The sequence below is a fragment of the Pseudomonas sp. RIT-PI-r genome, from assembly GCF_001297015.1.
In the GTDB taxonomy this organism is placed as follows: Bacteria; Pseudomonadota; Gammaproteobacteria; order Pseudomonadales; family Pseudomonadaceae; genus Aquipseudomonas.
Map to the genome: position 1 here is coordinate 1 of NZ_LIGE01000006.1, position 1,260 is coordinate 1,260.

The 1,260-nt window shown below is 55.5% G+C and carries 1 protein-coding gene; it reads left to right on the top strand.

Features of this window, described 5'->3' with window-relative positions; translation table 11 throughout:
• Positions 1-65: 65 nt before the first annotated feature.
• Positions 66-1,208, top strand: coding sequence for an IS481 family transposase (locus AK821_RS01040; RefSeq protein ID WP_064387739.1), 1,143 nt, complete (start codon positions 66-68; stop codon positions 1,206-1,208).
• Positions 1,209-1,260: the final 52 nt, after the last annotated feature.

Consider the following 1,260-nt stretch of genomic DNA (forward strand, 5'->3'; position numbering starts at 1 on the left):
GGGTGTTCGGAGACATGGTGGACACATTTTAATAGACACATTGCTCATCACCAAGGAGATGACCTGTGTCCTGGGAAGAGGTGTCCACCGTGCAGCTTCGTTCAGAATTCGTGCTTTTGGCTCGGCAAGAAGGGGCCAATGTTCGGCAGCTTTGCCGTCGATTCAATATCAGCCCAAGCACTGCCTACAAATGGCTCAACAGGTTTGAAAATCTCGGTGCGCAAGGGTTGATCGATCAGTCTCGACGACCAAAGACGTCACCCAAACGCTGCGCTGAAGAGGTTGAGCAGCAGATTTTGACCGTGAGTCAGGAGTACGCCGCTTGGGGCGCTCGCAAGCTCAAGCGCGTGTTGGAAGACGACGGCAAAGTGATGCCCTCTGTCAGCACCGTGCATGCGGTTTTACAGCGTCATTCGCGCGTTGACCCAAAGGCTGCCGAGGTCAAACCGTTTATCCGGTTCGAGCACGAGGCGCCCAACGATCTTTGGCAAATCGACTTCAAGGGTCATATCAGCCTGAACCACGGACGTTGCCATCCGCTGACGATACTGGACGATCACTCGCGGTTCTCACTGTGCATCGCTGCATGCGCCAATGAGCAGCGCCGAACCGTCCAAGAGCAACTAATGCGGGCCTTTCGGCTCTACGGTCTGCCTTTGCGCATGACCATGGACAACGGTTCTCCCTGGGGTGACCAAACGGGCGTTTATACCGCGCTGGAGGTCTGGCTGATGAGCCAAGGCATCAAGGTCGGCCACTCCCGACCTTATCATCCGCAAACCCAAGGAAAGCTGGAGCGCTTCCACCGCAGCCTGAAAAGGGAAGTCCTGCAAGGCCAACTCTTCATCGATCTGGACGATGCACAACGGGCGTTTGATATTTGGCGTGATATCTACAACCAGAAGCGTCCTCATCAAGCACTGGGCATGCAGGTTCCTGCTACTCGCTACAGCAGCAGCCCGCGGGAATATCAGGAGCAACCGGCGGCGCCTGAGTACGACGATGGAGATGTGGTCAGGAAGGTTCAGGTGAAGGGCGAGATCTACTGGGGCAACCGTGAATACACTGTCGGGAAGGCGTTTTACGGGAGGTCAGTGGCTATCCGGGAAACGACGGAGGACGGCATCCACGATGTCTACTGGAGTAGACATCGTATCGCCCGAATCGACTTGAACTTGCAGATCGTCACGGCAGGTAAGAAGATCTAAAACCGTCCACCATGTCTCCGAACATGTGTCCACCATGTCTCCGGTACATACA